Annotated in this window: 16 protein-coding genes; all 16 read left to right on the top strand. The window is 69.0% G+C overall.

Annotated features, from left to right (window positions below):
- The first annotated feature begins 11 nt into the window (after positions 1-11).
- The 16 genes from cpaB (at position 12) to ATCM_RS10335 (ending at position 19,043) form a co-directional block, all read left to right on the top strand.
- Complete coding sequence (cpaB, locus tag ATCM_RS10260) at positions 12-1,064, top strand: Flp pilus assembly protein CpaB (RefSeq protein ID WP_132864436.1); 1,053 nt, start codon at positions 12-14, stop codon at positions 1,062-1,064.
- An 80-nt stretch (positions 1,065-1,144) separates the two neighbouring features.
- On the top strand, positions 1,145-2,401 hold the full coding sequence (locus ATCM_RS10265; protein ID WP_207911844.1) for a type II and III secretion system protein family protein: 1,257 nt from the start codon (positions 1,145-1,147) through the stop codon (positions 2,399-2,401).
- Positions 2,402-2,411: 10 nt separating this feature from the next.
- A complete protein-coding gene (locus tag ATCM_RS10270) occupies positions 2,412-3,683 on the top strand; it encodes a fimbrial protein (protein WP_132864437.1) in 1,272 nt (423 codons plus the stop codon).
- A 2-nt stretch (positions 3,684-3,685) separates the two neighbouring features.
- Positions 3,686-5,038, top strand: a complete 1,353-nt coding sequence (locus ATCM_RS10275; protein WP_132864438.1) for a CpaF family protein — start codon at positions 3,686-3,688, stop codon at positions 5,036-5,038.
- Positions 5,035-5,949 (top strand): type II secretion system F family protein, encoded by a 915-nt coding sequence (locus ATCM_RS10280; protein ID WP_132864439.1) that lies wholly within the window; start codon positions 5,035-5,037, stop codon positions 5,947-5,949. The genes ATCM_RS10275 and ATCM_RS10280 overlap by 4 nt, the downstream gene beginning before the upstream one ends.
- 37 nt (positions 5,950-5,986) lie before the next feature.
- A complete protein-coding gene (locus ATCM_RS10285; protein WP_132864440.1) occupies positions 5,987-6,919 on the top strand; it encodes a type II secretion system F family protein in 933 nt (310 codons plus the stop codon).
- Positions 6,919-7,779 (top strand): Flp pilus assembly protein TadD, encoded by an 861-nt coding sequence (locus ATCM_RS10290; RefSeq protein ID WP_132864441.1) that lies wholly within the window; start codon positions 6,919-6,921, stop codon positions 7,777-7,779. The genes ATCM_RS10285 and ATCM_RS10290 overlap by 1 nt, the downstream gene beginning before the upstream one ends.
- On the top strand, positions 7,776-8,165 hold the full coding sequence (locus ATCM_RS10295) for a DUF3613 domain-containing protein (RefSeq protein ID WP_132864442.1): 390 nt from the start codon (positions 7,776-7,778) through the stop codon (positions 8,163-8,165). The genes ATCM_RS10290 and ATCM_RS10295 overlap by 4 nt, the downstream gene beginning before the upstream one ends.
- A gap of 8 nt (positions 8,166-8,173) precedes the next feature.
- Positions 8,174-10,306, top strand: coding sequence for a TadG family pilus assembly protein (locus tag ATCM_RS10300; RefSeq protein ID WP_132864443.1), 2,133 nt, complete (start codon positions 8,174-8,176; stop codon positions 10,304-10,306).
- A 133-nt stretch (positions 10,307-10,439) separates the two neighbouring features.
- Positions 10,440-11,171: a DUF2968 domain-containing protein gene (locus ATCM_RS10305; RefSeq protein ID WP_132864444.1), complete on the top strand. Its 732-nt coding sequence runs from the start codon at positions 10,440-10,442 to the stop codon at positions 11,169-11,171.
- Positions 11,172-11,291: 120 nt separating this feature from the next.
- Positions 11,292-12,149 carry a thioredoxin gene (trxA, locus tag ATCM_RS10310; RefSeq protein ID WP_132864445.1) on the top strand — a complete coding sequence of 286 codons (858 nt, stop codon included), beginning with the start codon at positions 11,292-11,294 and terminating at the stop codon, positions 12,147-12,149.
- Between the two features lie 224 nt (positions 12,150-12,373).
- A complete protein-coding gene (locus ATCM_RS10315; protein WP_243693991.1) occupies positions 12,374-13,972 on the top strand; it encodes a FecR domain-containing protein in 1,599 nt (532 codons plus the stop codon).
- A complete protein-coding gene (locus tag ATCM_RS10320; RefSeq protein ID WP_132864446.1) occupies positions 13,969-15,597 on the top strand; it encodes a CHASE2 domain-containing protein in 1,629 nt (542 codons plus the stop codon). The genes ATCM_RS10315 and ATCM_RS10320 overlap by 4 nt, the downstream gene beginning before the upstream one ends.
- A 66-nt stretch (positions 15,598-15,663) precedes the next feature.
- Entirely contained in the window at positions 15,664-16,125 is a 462-nt protein-coding gene (locus ATCM_RS10325; RefSeq protein ID WP_132864447.1) for a DUF4442 domain-containing protein, read from the top strand.
- 102 nt (positions 16,126-16,227) lie between these two features.
- Positions 16,228-16,905, top strand: coding sequence for a DUF502 domain-containing protein (locus ATCM_RS10330; RefSeq protein WP_132864448.1), 678 nt, complete (start codon positions 16,228-16,230; stop codon positions 16,903-16,905).
- Positions 16,906-17,135: 230 nt separating this feature from the next.
- A complete protein-coding gene (locus ATCM_RS10335; protein WP_132864449.1) occupies positions 17,136-19,043 on the top strand; it encodes a DUF885 family protein in 1,908 nt (635 codons plus the stop codon).
- Positions 19,044-19,068: the final 25 nt, after the last annotated feature.

Raw genomic sequence — 19,068 nt, forward strand, 5'->3', positions numbered from 1 at the left:
GAGCTTCAACGATGCCAAAGGCAATCCGCATTGCGGCCATCCTCCTGCTGGTGCTCGCCGGCATCCTGGCTGTACTGGCCTTTGGCCTTGGGCGACGCCCGCCGCCGGCCGAGGCAGGCACGCAAGCCAGCAGCGCGCCGGGCATCCCGCGCCGGGCGGTGGTGGTCGCCACCCGTGCCCTGCCCGCCGGCCAGGCCATCAGCGCCGCCGACCTGTCCACCACCGAGTTGCCGGTGCCCGCCGGCGAAGGCTTCGCCAACGTCGGTGACGTCACCGGGCGGATCCCCGCCGTGGCCATCGCCGCAGGCGCCATGCTGGTGCCCGGGCAACTGCTGCAGGGCATCGCCGCCGGCATCAAGCCCGGCGAGCGGGCGGTATCGGTGCCGGTCGACGAACTGGCCGGCGTCAGCAACCGCATCACCCCCGGCGACTACGTGGATGTCTTCATGAGCCTGCAGGCACCGTCCGAGGCCGGCGCCGGCCGCAACGACAACCCGCAGGCGCGCTTGCTGCTGTCGCGGCTGCGGGTGCTGGGCTACGGCGATGACGACGTCGGCAAGCCGCACCCGGCCACGGCGTCCAGCAGCGGCGACGGCGCCGCACCCGAGCCCGGCAGCCGCGCCGAGACCATCGCCTCGCGCTCCGGCAGTTCCTCCTCCAGCGGCAGCAACGCCACCCAGGCACGCAGCGCGATCCTGGCCGTACCGGTGGAAGACGCCGGCCGCCTGCTGCTGGCCGCGCACAGCGGCAAGTTGTTCCTGGCCCTGCGCAACCCCGGCGATACCGCCCTGGCCGATGCCTCGATCTTCGTCGCACCGGCGCCGGTACTGGCCCTGCGCCGCGATCTCGACGCCGCGACGGCCAGCGCCGCCGAGCGTCCGGAGAACCAGGCCTACGCCGGCATCGACCTGCAGGCGCTGGCCGGCGACAGCCCGGCCAGGCCCGCGGTCACCGCCAACGCCACCCGCGCACCGGCGCGCAGCCGTGCACCGCGTGCCGCGGCCCGGCCGGGCATCGAAATCATCCGCGGGACAACACCGTCCAACCGCCTGTCTTCGCCTTGATCGGGGGATCCGCCTTGCTCCAGCGTCCGTACAACACCGCATCACTCATCGCTGTCCTGGCCCTGTCCAGCGTCGCATCGCTGGCGCTGGCGCCCCTGCAGCCGGCGCATGCCCAGCAGCTGCCGGCCGCCTCCAGCGTGTTGCTGGAGCTCAACGAGCAACGCCCCTGGAACCTGCCGGCCGGCGTGGAGCGCATCGCCATCGCCGACCCCTCCATCGCCGACATCACCCGGCTGGGACGCAACAACGAGGCCCTGCTGGTCGGCAAGTCGCCCGGCAGCACCACGCTGCTGCTGTGGATGCGCAACCAGCCGGTGCCCTCGCGGATCCGCGTGGAAGTGCGCAATGCCATCCAGGGAGGCCTGCTCGGCGAGGGGGGCACCAAGGTCACCGTGCAGGGCGGCCAGGCGCTGCTGTCCGGCAGTTCCCCGTCGCTGCTCGAACACGAGGCCAGCCGCAAGGCGGCGGCCTCGGCGGTCGGTGAAAAGGGCGCTATCAACGATGCCGCCACCATCGCCAGCACCGGCGTGGTGCAGGTCGAGGTGAAGGTGGTCGAGTTCAACAAGACCGTGCTGCGCCAGGTCGGCATCAGCTTCAAGAACACCAATGGCGGCTTCACCTACGGCATCAGCTCGCCCACCGGCAGCGGTGGCAGCAGCGCGTTGTCCTCGGCCTTCAACCTGGTGGCCAGTTCCATCCCCGGCGCGTGGAACGCCAACATCGACCTGCTGCAGAGCAACGGCATGGCGCGCGTGCTGGCCGAACCCACGCTGGTCGCCCTGTCCGGCCAGAGCGCCAGCTTCCTGGCCGGTGGCGAGCTGCCGATCCTCGAACCGCAGGGACTGGGCACCACCACGGTCACTTTCAAGCCGTTCGGCATCGGCCTGACCGTTACCCCGACCGTGCTGTCTGCCGATCGCATCGCGCTGAAGGTCGCGCCCGAAGCCAGCGACCTGGACTACAGCCGCGGCATCAGCCTGGACGGCACCCAGATCCCGGCCATCTCCACCCGCCGTGCCGACACCACCATCGAGCTGGGTGACGGCGAGAGCTTCGTGATCGGTGGGCTGGTCAGCAGCCAGCTGTCCTCGATGGTGGACAAGGTGCCGTTCCTGGGCGACCTGCCGATCATCGGTTCGTTCTTCCGCAACCTCAATTACAAACGCGAAGACAAGGAACTGGTGATCGTGGTGACGCCGCGCCTGGTGCGCCCGCTGGCGCGCGGCACCCAGTTCGCCCTGCCCGGCGAACGCGAAGCCCAACCCAACCTGCCGGTCTGGGGCTCCTGGCTGCTGCACCCGGCCAGCCCTGACCAGCTCCCCGGATTCTCACGCTGAAGCACTCCTCATGTCCTCGGTGATGCCGTTGCCGCAAAATCAGAGCAATACCGAACGCAAGCTGCTGCTGTATGCGCCGGACAACCGGCACATGGCCCGGCTGGGTGCCGTGCTGTCCGGCCACGTGGAGCTGCGCTGGGTCGACAGCCGAGACGTCAGCCCGCGTGAGCTGCTCGACACCGCACCGCCCTCGGCGGTGGTGCTGCTGGACTACTGCGGCGGCAACGCCTCCTATTCCACCGACATCGCCCGCCAGCTGAGCCACCTGGCCTCGTTGCCGGTGCTGATCGGCATCGGCACCACCGGCCCGGAACAGGCCACGCACCTGCTGGCGGCAATGCGCGCCGGGGTGCGCGACTTCATCGACGTCGACAACACCAGCGCGCAGATGCTGGAAGTATTCGACCACGCCTGCGCCACCCAGGCACCGGCCCGCACCAGCGTCGCCGCGCCGCCGGAACCGCAGCCCACCGGGCGCCTGATCGTGCTGCTGGGCGTGCGCGCCGGCGTCGGCACCAGCACCCTGACGACCCACCTGGGCGTCACCCTGGCCGAGCAGAACCCACCCGCGCTGGACAACGGCCAGCCGCAGGGATGGCTGCTGTTGCTGGACCTGGGCCAGCCCTCGGCCGACGCAGCCCTCTACCTCGGCACCGAGAGCCACTTCAGCTACGAGGAAGCCCTGCGCAACGTCGAACGCATGGACCCGACCTTCGCGGCCAGCGCCTTCGCCCACCACCCCAGCGGCCTGGCCCTGCTCGGCACCACCAGCGGCACGCTGCTGAAGAAGCACGAACCCACCGCGCTGCTGGACCGGCTGCGCAGCGTGTTCCCGCTGACCCTGTGCGATACCGGCGGACTGCCGATCCAGCTGATGCCCACCTCGCTGCTGAAGAACGCCAGCGAGATCTGGCTGGTCACCGACCAGGCGATCGGCTCGCTGGTATCGCTGGACCAGACCATGCGCGAGCTGGAGCAACGCGGCGTGCGCGATGCCCGCCTGCAGTTGGTAGTCAACCGCTACGACCCCAATGGCGGCCTGGCCGACACCCAGATCGCGCAGCGCTTCAACCTGCCCCTGCTGGCGACACTGCCCGACCGCTCGCGCGTGCTGCGCTCCTGTGCCGGGCTCGGGCGCCTGCTCACCGATGCGGCCCCTCGCGACCCGTACCTCAAGGCGCTGCTTCCCCTGCTGCAACGCATCGACCGCCGACGCGCGGGGCCCGCCGCCCCGACGTCCACTTCCCCGCTGGCGCGCCTGGCCAGCCTGCTCGGTAAATAAGCATGGAAGACAAAGTCACCCCGCTCTCCCCGCGCATCGCGGCAACGGCCCTGGCCGCCGAACCCGCCGCGCAGGTGCCGTTCGAGCAGACCGAGCAATTCCAGAGCGTGCTGTCGGCCGCGCACGAGTACCTGCTCAACCACGTCGAGGACCAGCGCGTGGACATCGACGCATGGTCGCCGGAGACGGTCGGCAAGTACGTGCAGGCGCAGACCGCGGCCTTCGTCAAGGAATGGAAGATCCCGGTCAACGCGCAGGAGATGGAAGCCGTCGCCAATGCCCTGCAGAAGGAGCTGACCGGCTTCGGCCCGCTCGATGACCTGCTGCACGACCCGGAGATCGAGGACATCCTGATCAATGGCTACAAGGACGTGCATGTCTCCAGCGGTGGCCAGCTCAAGCGCTCCACCCAGCGTTTCAGCGACGACCGCCACCTGTTGCGCATCCTGCGCCGCATCATCGCCCCGCTCGGCCGCCGCCTGGACGACTCCAACCCGATGGTCGATGCACGCCTGCCCAACGGCGGACGCCTCAACGCGATCATCTCCCCGCTCGCGGTGGATGGGCCGATGGTGTCCATCCGCAAGTTCCGCAAAGACCCGTTCACGCCAGACGAACTGCTCGGTCGCGGCGCGTTCGACAAGCCCATGTACGCCCTGCTCAACGCCATGGTGCGCGGCCGCTGCAACATCCTGATCTCCGGTGGCACCAGCTCCGGCAAGACCTCGCTGCTCAATGCGCTGGCCACGTTCATCCCGCACAACGAGCGCGTCATCACGGTCGAGGACACCGCCGAGCTGGCCCTGAACCACCCGCACGTGGTGCGCCTGGAAAGCCGCATGGGCGGCTTCGACGGCGCCGGCGCGGTCAGCATCCGCGACCTGGTGCGCAACAGCCTGCGCATGCGCCCGGACCGCATCGTGGTCGGCGAGGTGCGTGGTGCCGAAGTGCTGGAGATGCTGCAGGCGATGAACACCGGCCATGACGGCTCGATGGCCACCATCCACGCCAATTCGCCGCGCGACTGCCTGTACCGGCTGGAGATGCTCGCCGGCTTTGCCGGTTTCCAGGGCAGCGAGGAAAGCCTGCGCCGGCAGATCGCCAGCGCCATCGACTTCATCGTGCAGATCTCGCGGCTGGGCAGTGGCCGCCGCGTGATCCTCTCCATCACCGAGATCACCGGCGTCAGCGACACCGTCATCACCAGCCAGGAGCTGTTCAAGCACGAGGCCTGGTTCGACCAGGACAACCGCGAACGCGACCGTTGGCACGGGCTGGGCTTCCACCCGCATTGCTACAAACTCGAACCGTTCCGGCAGGAACTGCGCGAGGCCAACTTCGGGAGCCAGTCATGACCGCGGCGCTGCTGCTGGCCAGTACCGCGCTGCTGCTGGTGGCCGCGGCGATGGGCCTGTGGTGGGGCCTGGCCACGCGCGTGCAGCAGCGCGCCGCCGCCGAACATGCCGAAAGCCGCCTCTCGCATCCGGAGGCAGCGCGCAGCCACGAGGCGCCACGCGCGCCGCGCCCGCCCACCCGTCGCTGGGCCGACCTGCTGCGCCGCGCCGGCCTGAGCGAATCACCGCGGACGCTGGCGTTGCTGCTCGTGCCCGGCGTGGTGCTGGCCTTCGGCGCGGGCATGCGCCTGGGCGCGGCGGTGTTCGGCGTGTTCGTGTTCGCGCTGTACCTGCTGGCACTGGGGCTGTGGCTGTTCCGGCGAATGGAGAAGATGCAGCAGCGGCTGGTCGCGCAGATGCCGGACTTCCTGGAGAACATGGTGCGCATCGCCGGCATCGGCAACAGCCTGTCGATGGCGTTCCAGAACGCCACCCAGAACGTCGAGCCCCCGTTGCGCCCCATCCTCGACAGCGCGCTGGCCTACACCCGCGCGGGCATGGACCTGGACCGTGCCCTGCAGCAGGCCGCGCAGGCCTACCGCCTGCGGCCGCTGGAAATGCTGGCGGTCATCCTGGGCACCAGCATCCGCATCGGCGGCCGCAGCGACCAGATCCTACAGCGCATGAGCGATTTCATGCGTGACCTGGAGGAAGTGCAGCGCGAACTGCAGGCCACCACCTCCGAAACGCGCATGTCGGCCTGGGTGCTGGGCCTGCTGCCGATCGGCGCGGCGGTGTTCATGGCCCTGCTGAGCCCGGACTTCTTCCAGCCCATGTTCCATGACCCGCTGGGCAAGAAGATCCTCGTGGCCGCGCTGCTGCTGGAGCTCGGTGGCGGCTTCCTGCTCTACCGCCTGGCCAAGTCGCTATGAGTGCCCCCCTCGCTCCCCACCCGCATCGGAGCCGGCCATGAACACCCTGTTGTTCTTCGCCATGATCCTGGTCGTGCTGGCCCTGCTGCTGGCCGCGGGCGGCCTGCTGTACCACGGCCGCCGCAGCCAGCGCGCCACCGCCGCGTTGCAGACCGCGCTGGACCACAACCACCACGTCGCCGACGAGGCGACACCGAAACAGGGCTGGTGGCGGCAGCGCCTGGCCGACCTGTCGGCCATTGGCCAGCAGTTCGAGGGCAGCCGCATCCAGAAGGCGCTGCTGGCGCCGGAGGACAAGCTGCTGCTCGAGCAGGTCGGCTGGAACCACACCACCGGCACGGCCAGCTTCCTGGCGCTGCGCCTGCTGCTGGCGCTGCTGCTGCCGGTGCTGGGCCTGCTGCTGGTGCGCCCGCAGGGTTCGCAGGCCTTCATCGTGCTGCTGGTCGGCTTCGCGCTGGGCATCCTGCTGCCCAAGCTGGTCCTGCGCAGCTGGGCCGCACGCCTGCGCCGCAAGGTCGATGAGGAGTTGCCGCTATTGATCGACCTGCTGCGCCTGCTGCAGGGCGTGGGCTTCAGCATCGACCAGAGCCTGCAGATGATCGGCGACAAGCTGCACATCGCCGTGCCGGTACTGGGCAAGGAACTGCAGGCCGCCAACCTCAGCTACACGCGTGGCCGCAGCCGCGCGCAGTCGCTGCGCCGCCTGTCCGAATCGTTCGACAACGACGACCTGCGCAGCCTGATGCAGATGGTGTTGCAGGTGCACCAGCATGGCGGCGCCGTGCAGGAACCCCTCAAGCAGTTCGGCATGCGCCTGCGCGAGCAGCGAAGGATGAAGATGAAGGAAAAGGTGGGCAAGCTCTCGGTCAAGATGACCGTCGTGATGATGGCGACCCTGCTGCCGGCGCTGATGCTGGTGCTGGCGGGGCCGGCCATCATTTCCCTGGCCAGCGCGATGCGGGGGCTGTGATGCACGGTCCCCGCCCCTTGCTCGCGTTGCTGGTCCCCCTGCTGCTCGTCGGCTGTGGCGGGAAGCAGGCCGCCTACAGGCAGCCGCCGGTGGAACCGGCACTGGTGGAGTCACCGCAGGACGATCGCGGCATGTACCTGGACCTGATCCGCAAGATGCAGGCACAGGGCGCCCACTTCGCTTCGCTCGCGCACATCGACGCCTTCCGCGCCAGCTTCGGCGACAGCCCGGAACTGCGCATCCTGCAAGCCGACGCCCTGCGCGAAACCGGCGACGCCGCCGCGGCCGAACCGATCTACCGCAGCCTGACCAAGGGACCACAGGCCGCCCCGGCATGGCACGGCCTCGGGCTGATCGCGGCCAACCAGCATGACGCCGGCAACGCCAACCTGGCGTTCGCCAACGCCGTGCGCACGGATCCCTTGAACGCGACCTACCTGGGCGACCAGGGTTTTGCGTTGCTGCAGTCCGGCGATTTCGCCCAGGCACGTGCACCCTTGGCCAAGGCCGCCGAGCTGGCCCCGGGCAATCTGCGCGCCATCTCCAACCTGGCGCTGTGGGCGCTGCTGTCCGGCCAGCCCGGCACCGCGCAGGACATGATGCAGCGCGCGAACCTGCCCGAAGCCACGCGCCTGGAGATCTACCGCCTGTCGCAATCACTGCGCCGCGCACCGGTGGCCGATGCCGCCCCGCCGATGCGCCCGGAACCCGCCAGCGAGGCGCCTGCCCCGCGCGGCACCGCCACCGCGCTGGTCGCACAACCGCAACCGGCCGGCACCGTGCTGCGGCCGCAACCGCCCGGTTCGATGCTGGACCGCTTCAGCCCGACCACCGCCAAGCCGCAGGAGATCACGCAATGAGCCGGTTCCTCGTCACCTCCGCGTTGCTGGCCGCCGTGCTGTGCGCGCCGCTGCCGGTCCAGGCGCAACACGCCCCGCTGATCGAACGCATGGTCGACCCCCCTGCCGCGCCGGCGAGCGCGCCACCGGCCGGCGAGGCCAGCCCGCCCATCGCCACCGCCGCACCCTACGACAACGCGCCGCCCCCGCGCGCGCAGATCGGCGATGCCACCCGTGCACTGCTGCGCCTGCAGGCCGATGGCGGCAGCGCCGGCAAGCCGCTGCCGATGCTCGGGGAAGCCGCCAGCCGCAGCTACCAGCGCTATCTCACCAGCTTCGATCACCCGATCCCGGAATACTTCGAAACCACCGTGCCGAATTCCTCCAATGGCGGTAACAGCCGCTGAGGTGTTCCATGAAACGCCTGCCCGCGCCCCCCCGCCGGTCCCGGACCGGCACCCCGCCCTCGCCACCACGCGGCGGTGCGGCCGTGATGATGATGCTGCTGTTGCTGGGGCTGGTCGTCATCCTCGGCCTGGTCGAGGTCGGCTATCTGTACTGGGTCAAGCGTGACGTGCAGAAAACCGCCGACCTGGCCGCGCTGGCCGGCGCGCAGCGCCTTGAGCAATGCACCACCGACTACACCGACAACCTCGCCGCGCGCCGCAACGCCGTGACCGACAACGGCTTCGGCGGCACGCTCGACGTGCGCTGCGGCTATTGGGGCGCCGAACTGCCGGCCGATGCGCGCTTCGTGGTGGTCACGCCGGAACGCCCGCTCAACGCCGTGCGGGTGACCGCGTCGCGGCAGGCGATCCCGTTCTTCCACCAGCTGGCGTCCATGCCGCAGATCAACGCCACCGCCGTGGCCTGGCATACCCCGCCGCAAGCGGCGTTCACCGTGGGGTCGCGCCTGCTCAACGTCAACAGCAATGCACCGCTGCAGGGCCTGCTGCGGCTGGTCGGCATCGACCTCAACCAGACCCAGATCGCCAGCTACCAGGGGCTGGCCAACGTCAAGATCACCCCGCGCGGATTGCTGCAGGCGTTGGGCGTGGACGTGGCCGCGGACATCAATGCCGGCGAACTGGAAAGCCTGCTGGCCGCCAACAAGGTCAGCGTCGGCCAACTGCTCGACATCATGGCCAACCTCGCCAACCAACAGGGCGTGCTGGGCGTCAGCGTCAATGCGCTGAAGCAGGAACTGGCACGCGTCGGCCTGCGCGACGTGCTGGTGCAACTCGGCTCCGACGCCGCCAGCAACGGCCTGTTCGCGCGCATCACCGGCGGCAGCGCCGCCAGCAGCGGCGCGCTGGACGTGGACCTGAGCGCGCTGGACCTGATCGGCACCAGTATCTCCATCGCCAACGCCAACCATGCCGTCGCGATCCCGCAGTTGAACCTGCTGGGCCTGGTCGAGGCCAAGGCCAGCATCGTCGAGCCTGCCTCGATCGGCATCGGCCCGGTCGGCACCACCGCCTACAACAGCCAGGTGCGCCTGTTCCTGGACATCGACTCGCAGCGCATCCCGGCGCTGGGCGCGGTGCTGGGCTGGCTGGGCACGCGCATCAAGCTGCCCACCTACATCGACGTGATCGACGGCTTCGGCCGGCTCAGCGCGATCGACTGCAACGCACAACCGGCCACCGCCACCGTCGACGTCACCAGCGCGGTGGCCAATGTCTGCGTCGGCAAGGCGACCACGCCGTGGGACTCCACGCGCGAACTGTGCCGCACCGGCCTGGGCAACGAGGACATGGTCAGCCTGTTCGGCAAGACCGTGCTCAATCACCGCATCACGCTCGAAGCGCTGTCCGCGCGGCAGTCCCTGACCCTCAGCGCCGGGCAGACCGGCACCGTGGCACCCAATCCCCTGGCCGTGGGCGACCTGGTCTCGCGGCTGGTCGATGCGCTGCTCGGCACCGTGCAGGCCTTGTTCAGTCCCTCCGGCACCAGCTCGGACGCCGCGCAGGACATCGCCCGCCAGTACCTGGAAGCCTCCAAGAAGGATGGTTTCTACCAGCCCGAGGCCGTCGTCGCGCTGCTGCGCGACGGCAATGCCAACCTGCCCGCGCTGGGCAACTGGAACACCCAGATCCCGACCTGCGACTACTGGCTGCTCGGCTGCACGCCGAAGAAGGTCGAGGGCAACGTCTGGACGGGGTTCCTCTACGAAACCAACGTCAGCGACCCGAGCATCATCGGCGGCCTGCTCGACGTGCTCGGCATCACCTCGTGCAAGGGCCTGCTGGCCGGATTGCTGGCCTACAACAGCTGCGTGCAGAACGCGCTGGCCAAGTACCTGCAGACCAAGCCCGGCGGCCTCAGCGGGACCGGCAGCTACAACCCGGCCACCGGCAATGGCAGCTGCAGCAGCGTGCTGTGCCTCCTGCTCAAGCCGGTCGTCGATGGCGTGCTGCGTCCGTTGTTGAACGCGGTCGGCCAGCTGTTGTCAGCGGTGCTGTCCGATGTGCTCGGCCTGCAGCTGGGCCGCACCGACGTGCACATGCAATCCATCCAGTGCGGTCGCACCCAACTGGTGGAATGAGCGCTTGCACCACGCCACGGCAGCCGTTGCAGGACGTGCGTTCCGGCGCATTTGGCCGTGCTATGCTCGCCGCCATCCCGTGCGCATTCACAAATGCGACGGCCATCGCAGTTCGGGGGAATTACGAGGAATTATGACAAGCATCGAGACACTGCCTGCCCGGTTGTGCTGGGCGTTGCTGATTGCCAGCTGCCTCGTAGCGGCCCCCCAGGCCATGGCCGGGCGCTGGCAGCGCGGCGAAGCCGAGCCGCCGGCCGCGCCCGCCAACAGCGAAGACACCACCGTGGGCAACACCGTCAGCGAGCTGCAGCGGCTCATGGCCAACCACGAGTTGACCGAACTGCGCACCACCTACAACGGCAACTACGGCGCCAGCCTGCTGTTCCATGCCGACTCGTTGAACTACTACGTCGCCCTGTTCCATGAAAAGGAATTCTGGCGCGTGATCCGCACCGAGGCCTCCGACAACGCCGAGTCGCTGTATGTCACCTTCGCCGACCAGACCCGGCAGCTGGCGCAGGTCTACCTGGACACCATCCGCCTGCAGGCCGGCAAGGCCTACAGCGAGAAGCTGGTGACCCTGAACGAGCGTCGCCTGCGTGGCCTGCAGCAGGAAGCCGAGCAGCAGCGCCAGCAGTCGCTGCAGGTCAGCAACGCCCTGCAGGAGCGCAAGCAGCAGGCCGTGGCGCTGAGCTCGGACCTGCGCGCCACCAACTCCCAGCTCGAAGCGCTGGACAAGCAGATCAAGGCGCTGCAGGCGCAGCAGGTCAACCCCGAGTTGAGCCTGCCGGCCACGCCCAACGTCGCCCCGGCGCAGGCCCAGCAGGCACCGGCACAGGCGCAGGAACTACCGACGCAGCACTGAGCGCCTCACGGCTCGTGGTCTTCCGACAGCCCGCCCCCGGCGGGCTGTCGTGCATCCGGCGGTTGAGAAGCGCCGCCACCGCCACCATGAAGGGGGTTCCTGTCCGCAATGAAACCAGCCATGAGCGATCTTCCCCACGTATTCGAAGCCACCACCGAGACCTTCGAAGCCGACGTCCTGCAGAAGTCGTTGCAGACGCCGGTACTGGTCGATTTCTGGGCGACCTGGTGCGGCCCGTGCAAGTCGCTCGGCCCGATCCTGGAAAAGCTCGCCGGGGAGTACAACGGCGCCTTCGAGCTGGCCAAGGTCGACGTGGACAAGGAACAGCAGATTGCCGCGGCCTTCCAGATCCGCTCGGTACCGACCGTGTTCCTGATCAAGGACGGCCAGATCGTCGACGGCTTCCCCGGTGCCATGCCGGAGGGCCAGCTGCGTGAGTTCCTGACCCAGCATGGCGTGATGCCGGCCGAGGCCAGCACCGACGCCGAACCGGAAGCGCTGCCACTGGATCCGCAGGCCGAAGTGGCCGCACTGCGCCAGGCCATCGTCGCCGAGCCGGACAAGGCCGAGCTCAAGCTCGACCTGGCCCTGGCGCTGCTCAAGATCGGTGCCGCCGAGGAAGCCGGCCAGCTGCTCGACGCCCTGCCCGCCAACCTGTCCACCGACGACCGTGCCGTGCGTGCCCGCGCCCGCCTGGATTTCGGCAACGCGCTCAAGGATGCGCCCGCCGCAGCCACGCTGGCCCAGCGCGTGCAGGCCGACGGCAATGACCTGGAAGCCCGCTACCAGCTCGGCGTGCATCACCTGCTCGGCGGCGAGGATGAAGCCGCGCTGGAGCAGTTCATCGAAATGCTGCGCATCGACCGCGGCTTCCGCGACAGCCTGCCGAAGAAGACCCTGATCGACGCCTTCCGCGTGATCGAGGACGAGGATCTGGTGGGCCGTTATCGCCGCAGGATGTCCTCGCTGCTGTTCTGAAGCCAGCCAAGGTTCAGGATCGTGAAATGGAAACTGGTGGACAATGTGATGGCGATCAAGTCCTGATCGCCTCGCGGCACTCACCGCGATAACAGGGGGAGAGGGGGAGCACGGCATCATTACCGGGCACCGCTTCCCCTTTGCCCAGGATTCCAGCGTCCGTGACACGTGTTCAACAGCGTCTGTCGTGCCTCCGCTTCATGCTGCCCCGGCTTGCCCTGGCCATGACCCTGTTCCTGCCCTGTCTGGCCGCAGCGGCACAGGACTGGACCTACCGCGTGCGTCCCGGCGATACGCTGTGGGACCTGGGCGGGCGCTACCTCAAGCCCAGCATCAGCTGGCACCAGTTGCAGGCACACAACACGGTCGGTGACCCGTACCAGCTGCCACCGGGCCGTGTCCTCAAGTTCCCGATTGCCTGGCTGCGCGTGGAGCCGGCGCCGGCACGCGTCCTGGCGGTGCGGGGTGAAGTCCAGGTCAGTGGCCCGTCCAGCACCAGTCGCACGGTGAGCACGGGCATGCAACTGCCGATCGGCAGCCAGATCAGCACCGGTGCCGATGCCAGCGTGACGCTGGCCTTTGCCGATGATTCGCACCTGTTGCTGCGCGAGAACTCGCAGCTGCTGCTGGACCAGCTCAGCACCTACGGGGCCACCGGCATGGTGGATACCCGCCTGCGCCTGCAGCGTGGCCGCAGCAGCAACCGCGTGACCCCGGCGCGCGGGCCGGCCTCGCGCTACATCATCACCGCCCCCACCGCGACCAGCAGCGTGCGCGGCACGGTGTTCCGGGTCAGTGCCGGTGGCGGGCAGTCCGTGGCCAGCACCGAGGTGGTCGAAGGCCGCGTGCAGGTGGACAACCGCGGTGGCCGGCAGATGGTCGACCCGGGCCGCGCCACCCTGAGCCGCAGCGCGGAAGTCGCCCCCAGCCCGAGCCAGGCGCTGCTGCCGGCGCCGGCCTTCGACGAAGCACGTACCCGGATCGCGGCGCTGCCGCTGCTCGCCGGCTGGCAGCCGGTGGCTGGCGCGGCGGGCTATCGCGTGGAAGTGGTGCGCGCCGATGCCCCTGACGTGCTGCTGTTCGCCCGTGACCTGGCCGACACCCGGGTGGTGATCGACGCCCTGCCGGCGGGCGCATTGCGCCTGCTGGTCCGGGCCGTCGATGCCGATGGCGTCGAGGGCTTGGACGGCAACCGTGACTTCCTGCTCCCCGATGGCCCCGAGCCGCCGCTGACACTGTCGCCGCAGCACGGGCAGACACTGCACCAGCTGCGCCCGCGGTTCGAGTGGGCGCAGGTGGCGCAGGCCGATGGCAGCGTGGTCCAGGTCGCCAGCGAGCCCCTGTTCCTGCAACCATTGGTGGAACAGACGACCCGGAGCACCCATCTGCGCACCGCCGATTCCCTGCCCGCCGGTGACTATTTCTGGCGCGTCGCCTCCGTCGATGCGCAGGGCACGCGTGGCCGCTTCGGCCAGGCGCTGCCGCTGTCGCTCAGTGACGCGCCGGTCGATCCGCAACTGCAGCCGGCGCCGGAAGGTCGCCAGCTCACCCTGCGCTGGCAGGCCGCCGCCGAAGCCAGCCGCTACCGCGTGCAGGTGAGCCGCAACGCCGACTTCGAACGCCTGCTGCTCGATGCCGAGGTGGACACACCCGAAGCCTCGCTCAAGCGACCGCTGCGCGGCGGCACCCTGTACGTCCGCGTGCAGACCATCGCCGGGGACGGCTATGCCGGTCCGTTCTCCGCTCCCCAGCAGGTCAAGCTGCCCTGCCCGCTCTGCTATGGCGCCGGCGCCGGTGCCCTGCTGTTGCTGCTGGCTTTATGAGGCCATTGCGGCTGCCGTGGCACCAACGTCTGCTGCTCGCCGTCACGCTCGGCGCGCTGACCGGTCTTTCCTGCCACTTCCGCCTGTTCTGGCAGCCGGACGAAAGCATCTACGACAACCTCGTCGGCCAATGGGACTACCCCGCCGACCCGCGCCTGGCCATCGTCGCCATCGATGACCGCAGCCTGCAGCAGCTCGGCCAATGGCCGTGGCCGCGCAGCACCCATGCACAGCTGATCGAACGCCTGCAGGACGCCGGCGTCCGGCGCATTGCACTGGACCTGATGTTCCCCGAACCCGACCGCAAGGACAGCCGCCAGGATGCGCAGCTGGCCGCGGCGATCGCGCGCAGCGGCAACGTGATCCTGCCGGTGCTGGCCTCGGCCGGCAGCGACGAGGCGGTGCCGGAGGAACTGCTGCCGGTGCCGCAGATCGCCAGCGTTGCCGCGGCGCTGGCGCATACCGACATCGAGATCGACGGCGACGGCGTGGCCCGCGGCATCTACCTCAAGGCCGGCATGGACTCCCCGCACTGGCCGGCGCTCGGCGTCGCGCTGGCCGGGAGCCCACCGCCGTTGCCGAGCCTGCGTGGCCCGGCGAACGGGGAGGCCAGCCCGTACCAATGGCGGCGCGACAACTACGTCCGCGTGCACTACGCCGGCCCACCGGGCAGCTTCCCGCAGGTGTCCTACATCGACGTGCTCGAAGGACGCGTCCCCGCCAGTCTGCTGCATGACCGCCTGGTCATCGTCGGCATGACCGCCAGCGGCATGGCGCCGCGCCTGCTCACCCCGACCTCGCGCGAGGCATGGATGAGCGGCAGCGAGTACCAGGCCAACGTTGCCTCCATGCTGCTCACCGACCGGGCGATCGTGCCGCTGTCACCGCTGCAGCAGATGCTGGCCAGCGTGGCATTGGTGCTGCTCACGACCCTGGCCGTCACCGCGCCCACCTCACGGCGCTGGCTGATCGCCTGCCTGCTGCTGCCGTTGCCGCTGCTGTCCAGCCTCGTGCTGCTGCGCGGCTTCCACGTCTGGTACGCGCCGGTCTGCGCGCTCAGCGCCGGCCTCGTGCTGCTGCTGGCCTGGGGGCTGTGGCAGGCACGCTACTGGCGCCGCCAGGCCAACCACGACCCGCTCACCGGCCTGGCCAACCGCATGCGCTTCGAGGGCATCCTGCGCCTGGAGACCGATGCCGCGCGCCGCAGTGGCAAGCCGCTGACGCTGATGCTGATCGACGTAGACCACTTCAAGGCTTACAACGACACCCACGGCCACCACCTGGGCGACCAGATGCTGCGCCAGGTTGCCCAGGCCATCGGCGATATCGCCCGGCGTCCACGCGACGTCGCCGCCCGTTTCGGTGGCGACGAGTTCGCCCTGATCCTCCCCGACACCCCGCAGGAAGGCGCGCTCGCGCTGGTGCAGCAACTGATCACCACGGTGCGGCACATGTCGCTGCCGATCGGCAAGGGCAGGACCGCCCACACCAGCGTCACGGTCGGCATCTACAGCGTGGTGCCCGGCATCCACGACACCGCCTCGGCGCTGTACCAGGCTGCCGACGCCGCCCTGTACACGGCCAAGGAAGCCGGTCGCGACGGCTACCACGCCGCCATGCCGTGACTACGGCGCCGGCACCATACGCCTGCGAATGCTAGACTCCAGGCCCCTGCCCGCCGCTGTTCCGCGATGAAAGCCAGCCTGTTCCGCCATGGCATCAACCTGTGGCCGCCGTTCCTGTTCGCCGGCATCCACGTCACCGCCATCAGCGCCGACTACCGCCATGTGCGGGTCGAGCTGCGCCAGCGGCCGTGGAACGTCAACTACGTGCGCACCCATTTCGGTGGCAGCCTATTCGCCATGACCGACCCGTTCTGGATGCTGTGCCTGCTGCAGAACCTGGGCGGCCGTTACTTCGTGTGGGACAAGAGCGGCAGCATCGACTTCATCAAGCCGGGCCGCGGCGTGGTCTGGACCGAGTTCCGCCTGGACGATGCCACCCTGGACGAGGTGCGCGCGGCCACCGCGGACGGCGGCAAGTACCTGCACTGGTTCGAGAACGACCTCCTTGATGAACAGGGCGAGGTGGTCGCGCGCGTACGCAAGCAGGTCTACGTGCGGCTCAAGCCCGAGGCACGCGCCACGGCGTGAACCGCCGGCACCTGCCTGCCTCAACACAGCGTTCCCCGGCTGCGGTGGTTTCGCCGGACACCAACGGCATCGGTACCCTGTGCGTACCGCTACAATTCGCCGATGTCGCCCGAAGTCCCCGCCCCCGCCTCCCGTCCCTCCCTGCAACGTCTGTTCCTGACCGGCCTGCTCACGCTGTTGCCGATCTGGTTGACCTGGGTGGTCGTCAAGTTCGTTTTCGTCCTGCTTTCGGGCATCAGCAGCCCGCTGGTCATCCCGCTGTCCGAGCGCATCGCCGCCTCGTTCCCGCACTACCTTGGCTGGGTCAAGGCGGTCTGGATGCAGGACATCATCGCCCTGCTGGCGACGATGCTGGTGATCCTGGCGGTGGGCCTGCTCAGCCGGCGCGTTGTCGGCCAACAGCTGCTGCGCTGGTTCGGTGCGGTGATCCGCCGCATTCCGTTGGCCAGCGTCATCTACGACAGCGCCAAGAAGCTGCTGGACATCCTGCAGACCCAGCCGGGCAGCACCCAGCGCGTGGTGTTGATCGACTTCCCGCACCGTGACATGAAGTCGGTGGGCCTGGTGACGCGCGTGATCCGAGAGCACGGCACCGGCCGCGAGCTGGCGGCCGTCTACGTGCCAACCACGCCCAACCCGACCTCCGGCTACTTGGAAATCGTGCCGGTGGAATTGCTGACCCCTACCGACTGGACCGTCGACCAGGCGATGAGCTTCATCATCTCCGGTGGCGCGGTGGCGCCGGAGACCGTTCCGTTCACCCGCGCCGGCGAACGTTGAGCGCGGCACAGCCACGTCTCCTCACCGGCGTGGCAATCACCCCAGCACGACGCTGGCGTCGCGGTGCCTGCCCGGATGATCCCCGCAGCGCCCTGCACTGCCGCATCGGCCGCATTTAACGGCTTCATAACCGGCTGCATCACGACCTCCCGCATTCAAGCGCCACGCGGCTGGTCGTGGCCGTCGTTATCGGGCAATCTCCCGGACTTGTGTGTTTTTCGGAATACCCGATGTCCTCCAGCCCGCTGCGCCTCCTGGCGCTTGCCATTGCCTCGATCATGACCCTGTCCGCTGCGGCACCGGCCGAAGCGGCCAGGAAAAGGAGCCAGCGTCCCGCTGCCACGCAGAGCCGTGGCGCGACCAAGGCCAAGCCGCGTACGGCCCCCGCCCGTCCTGCACCGCGTCGTGCCACGCCCGCACCGCTGCCGATCCGCCAGGACAAGGCCACCCAGCTCAACCGCATCTACGATGAATACTGGGATGCCTCGATGCGGCTCAATCCGCTGCAGGCCACGTTCCAGGGCGATGCGCGCTTCAACGACCAGCTGCCCAACTTCCTGTCGGCCGCTTCGCGCCAGCAATCCCACGAGTTCATGGTCGAATGGCTGGGCAAGGTCGAGAAGCTCGGCGCCGAAGGCCTGCAGGGCCAGGACCTGCTCAGCTACGAAATCTTCGTGCGCGATGCGCAGGTGTCGCTGGCCGGTGAGCAGTACCCGACCTGGATGCTGCCGATCAACCAGTACTACAACCTCTCCAGCATCATCGCCGTGCTCGGCTCCGGTGCCGGCGCGCAGCCGTTCAACACGGTCAAGGACTACGAGAACTGGTCCAAGCGCTCGCTGGGCATCCAGCCGTTGTTCGACCAGGCCATCGTCAACATGCGCGAGGGCAAGGCCGCCGGCGTGGTGCAGCCCCGCGCGTTGATGGAGAAGGTGCTGCCGCAGCTGGACGCGGTGATCAAGCCCACCGCCGAGGAAAGCATCTTCTGGGGGCCGATCCGCAACATGCCCGACAGCTTCCCGGCCGAGGACAAGGCGCGCCTGAGCGCCGAATACAAGCGCATGATCGAGTACCGCATCATGCCGGCCTACCGCGCATTGCGCGGCTTCATCGCCACCGAGTACATGCCGGCCACGCGCACCACCGACGGCATGGGCGGCCTGCCCAACGGCCAGGCCTGGTACGCATACAACGTCTCCAGCTCCACCACGCCGGCGCGCACGCCGGCCGAGATTCATTCGCTGGGGCTGAAGGAAGTGCAGGACCTGCAGGCGCGCATCGCCACCCAGATGAAGGAGGCCAGGATCCGCGGCTCGGTGCAGAAGGTCTTCAACAACATGCGCAGCGACCGGCAGTTCATGTTCCGCGACCCGGATGCGCTGCTGGCGCGTTACCGCGAGGTCGGCCAACGCGTGGATGCCGCATTGCCGGCGCTGTTCAACCAGCGCCCCAAGGCCGCGCTGGAGATCAAGCCGGTGGAGGCCGAACGCGCGCTCACCGCCAGCGCCGCCAGCTACCAGCCGGGCAGCGGCGACGGCCAGCAACCGGGCGTGCTCTACGTCAACACCAACGATCTGCCCTCGCGCAAACGCTGGTCGGTGACCATGCAGTACCTGCACGAAGGCATGCCGGGCCACCACTTCCAGCTGGGCGCCCAGCAGGAGCTGGCCGGCCTGCCGCGCTTCCGCCGGCACGGCGGCGACGTGGCCTTCGTCGAAGGCTGGGGCCTGTACGCCGAGTCGCTGGGCGAGGAGATGGGCCTGTACAACGACCCCTACGAGCACCTCGGTTACCTGCAGACCACCTTGCTGCGCACCGTGCGCCTGGTCGCCGACACCGGCCTGAACGCCGCCGGCTGGACCCGCCAGCAGGCCGTCACCTACATGGTCGACAACGCCGACATCTCCGCGGCCGATGCCGCCGCGGAAGTGGAGCGTTTCATGGCCCTGCCGGGGCAGACGCTGGCCTACCGGGTCGGCGAGATCAAGATCCGGCTGCTGCGCGAGAAGGCGCAGTCCGAGCTCGGGCAGCGTTTCGACCCGCGCGAGTTCCACCAGGAGATCCTCAAGGACGGCTCGATGCCACTGGATATCCTCGAAGCCAAGATCGATCGCTGGATCGCCAGCAAGAAAGCCTGATTGCCACCAAGGAGCCGCCATGACC

The sequence above is a fragment of the Stenotrophomonas sp. ATCM1_4 genome (assembly GCF_004348115.1).
In the GTDB taxonomy this organism is placed as follows: Bacteria; Pseudomonadota; Gammaproteobacteria; order Xanthomonadales; family Xanthomonadaceae; genus Stenotrophomonas; species Stenotrophomonas capsici.